This is a genomic window from Okeania sp. SIO2B9, assembly GCF_010672505.1.
GTDB classification, from domain to species: domain Bacteria; phylum Cyanobacteriota; class Cyanobacteriia; order Cyanobacteriales; family Microcoleaceae; genus Okeania; species Okeania hirsuta.
On sequence record NZ_JAAHGK010000953.1, the window covers coordinates 1 to 3033 of the forward strand.

General features: G+C 40.2%; 3 protein-coding genes. 2 read left to right on the forward strand and 1 reads right to left on the reverse strand.

Going from position 1 to position 3033, the window contains the following annotated elements; genetic code table 11:
• On the forward strand, positions 1 to 616 hold a 616-nt coding region (locus F6K13_RS25895; RefSeq protein WP_287288837.1), incomplete at its 5' end, for a DUF1800 family protein.
• Between the two features lie 655 nt (positions 617 to 1271).
• Positions 1272 to 2498: a DUF1501 domain-containing protein gene (locus F6K13_RS25900; protein ID WP_287288839.1), complete on the forward strand. Its 1227-nt coding sequence runs from the start codon at positions 1272 to 1274 to the stop codon at positions 2496 to 2498.
• A 282-nt stretch (positions 2499 to 2780) separates the two neighbouring features.
• Here F6K13_RS25900 and F6K13_RS25905 read toward each other — a convergent pair whose 3' ends face one another.
• The gene (locus F6K13_RS25905; protein ID WP_287288840.1) at positions 2781 to 2996 is read right to left on the reverse strand and encodes a UPF0175 family protein; all 216 of its coding nucleotides are present in this window, start codon (positions 2994 to 2996) and stop codon (positions 2781 to 2783) included.
• Positions 2997 to 3033 lie beyond the last annotated feature (37 nt).

Consider the following 3033-nt stretch of genomic DNA (forward strand, 5'->3'; position numbering starts at 1 on the left):
TCCCATTAAAGGTGGTGGAATAGATGAAGGAGAAAAAGCCTTAGATATTCTCGCAAGTCATCCATCTACTGCCCGTTTTATTAGTTATAAATTAGCTCAATATTTTGTTGCCGATCGGCCTCCCGGTAGCCTAGTTAATAAATTAGCTAAAAGATTTCAAGAAACCAACGGCAACATTCGTGATGTGTTACAAACTTTATTTAATAGTCCTGAATTCTGGAATGAAAAATATTATAAGAGCAAATTTAAAACCCCTTATCAATATATTGTTTCTGCTGCTAGAGCAACCAATACTGACAAACCAAGATGGGGGAGAATTAAACGAATTTTAGAACAATTAGGAATGAAGCTTTATGCTTGTAAAACTCCTGACGGTTATAAAAACACTAAAGAAGCATGGTTAAATCCCGATGCCATGATGCGTCGAATTAGCTTTGCGACAATTATATCTCGTGGTCAGTTAAACCAAGGGCAACCAAGACGGATAAATCATCGGCAACTTAGGGCAACTTTAGGAAATAATTTTTCTACCCAAACTCAAGCCGTAATTAGCAATAGTCCAGATAGTTTACAATCAGCTTTAATTTTAGGTAGTCCAGAAATGATGGAAAAATAGGCGTTGGTAAATTAGGGTATGATATTAATCTTAATTCTTGAGGAGTCAGGAGTCAGGAGTCAGGAGTCAGGAGGAAAGAAAGAATAAGAAACCCTGAGTAGAAGGATAAAGTTTTTTGGTAGCGTAAACGGAACGGAGTTCTATCGCGCTCTTATCCAGACATGATATTAGACATCTCTTCTAAAAGTAGGGAGTAGGAAATCTATCCCTTCCCATAAGTTTTAGAAGTATTGCAGGGTGAGGACCCACCTCTACTCCCAGCTATATAATACCATTTCTCACGCAAGAATGCTATGTATGATTGGGTGGGGAAGTGTGGGAAGTGTGGGAAGTGTGGGAGGTGGGGGGAGGGTTGAAAGTAGGAAAAATCTATACTAACCGACTAATAATTGTCAAAAAAAGACTTTGAATCTTGGTAAATATTTGACTGTTGAAGTAGAACTGAAGTATAGCATTACTTTCGGGAATTGGTATAATAAGTATTCAACTGGATTTAATATTAGAGGTAATATCAAATCAGTTTAATTGGACATAAAAAAATCTTCCAATCGTCATAACTACGCTCATCAAAGTTATTCTCTCTAATCCTGACTCCTGAGGACTGACTCCTAAAGACTTAACCATTCTAAAACTGTTTAACCGGATTTGATATAATATGAAAAGACGTAATTTTTTACAATTTGCTAGCTTACTATCAGCTTCAGGAATAATATCTGTTGGTAGTCATGGTTGGGTAGCAAAAGCATTAGCTCAAACCAACAACCGTAAACGATTAATAGTTATTTTTCTCCGAGGAGGAGTTGATGGATTAAATGTAGTTATTCCTCATCAGGAATACAATTATTATGATGCACGACCAAAAATAGCAATTCCTGCTCCAGGAGAACCAGAAGGAGCGATCGACTTAGACGGCCAATTTGGCTTACATCCTGCTCTAACAAGTATCATACCCCTCTGGCAAAATCGCAGTTTAGCATTTGTTCACGCCTGCGGTTCAAACAACGACACTCGCTCCCATTTTGATGCTCAATATTATATGGAAACAGGTATTCCTGGTAATAAAAAAATACCCGATGGATGGATGAATCGTTTGTTAGCAAATCTCCCAAAAGATAAACCAACTCAAGCAGTAAGCTTAGGAGATACACCGCCTCGCATTCTCATGGGTACAATGCCAGTTGCTAGTCTTCCCACGGGGAGAAAATCAACCCGTAGTTTACCCATAGACCGCCCCAAAATTTATGAAGCATTCGATCGCCTTTACAGCAGCAATGACGAACTTAGTAGAGTTTACCAAGAAGGTCGCCGAGCAAGAGACTTACTTTTAGCTGACTTAGAGCAAGAAATGGAAGAAGCTTCAGCGGGAGCACCACCTCCACAAGGTTTTGCTGCCGATGCCAAAAATTTAGCTCAAATTATGGTTGGTGATTCCAAAACACAGTTAGGGTTTCTCGCTCTCGGTAATTGGGATACTCATGTTAACCAAGGAAGCAGTCAAGGTGCTTTAGCAAGACGATTAAAACCTCTGGGGGAAGGTTTAGTTACTTTAGTTCAGGAGTTGGGCCCGCTTTACTCAGATACTGTGATTTTAGTAATGTCAGAATTTGGTCGCACGGTGAAAGAAAATGGTAATGGTGGCACCGATCATGGTCATGGTAATGTAATGTGGGTTTTAGGTGGTGGCGTGCGTGGGGGTCAGGTTTACGGACAATGGCCTGGTTTGGATGAGTCAGAATTGTTTCAGAGACGGGATTTAGCGGTGACAACGGACTTTCGGAATGTGATTTCTAGTGTGTTAGAACAGCATCTTGAGATTGAGCGATCGCAAATAGCACGGATTTTTTCTGGTTATTCGTCTAATCAGCGTTTGGCTTTACTTTGAAAATAAGTCAAGTAGGGTGCGTTAATGAAATGTAACGCACCGCCTATCCCCAATATTTCGCTCAGTCAAGTCAAGTAGGGTGCGTTAATGAAATGTAACGCACCGCCTATCCCCAATATTTCGGCGCGTTACGCTTTCCTACGGAATGCTGCGCAAACGCTAAGACACCCTACTTGACTAACTGCTTGAGGAACAATAATTTTCGGACTCAGTATTTGTAGGAAGTCGAGCAAATTTGCCTGAGTCAAAAAAATCAAAGGGGAAGTATTTACTGCGGGAAATTCAGCCACGGTCTAACTCCCGTTGCAAGTCTTTCAAATCAACATTAAACACATCTATTTTTTCCCTTGCCAAACTAGCGAGAAAATCTCGACGGTTTAACCCGGCAACTTGAGCTGCTTTTTCTTGAGAAATTTCCCCTTTTTGATACCAATATATAGCTGCTGCTAAACGCATATCTTGAACAAATTCTTCAGGAGCTAAACGACGGGAAGAAATTTTTTCTGCCCGTCGTTTAGCTCCTGAAGAATTTGTT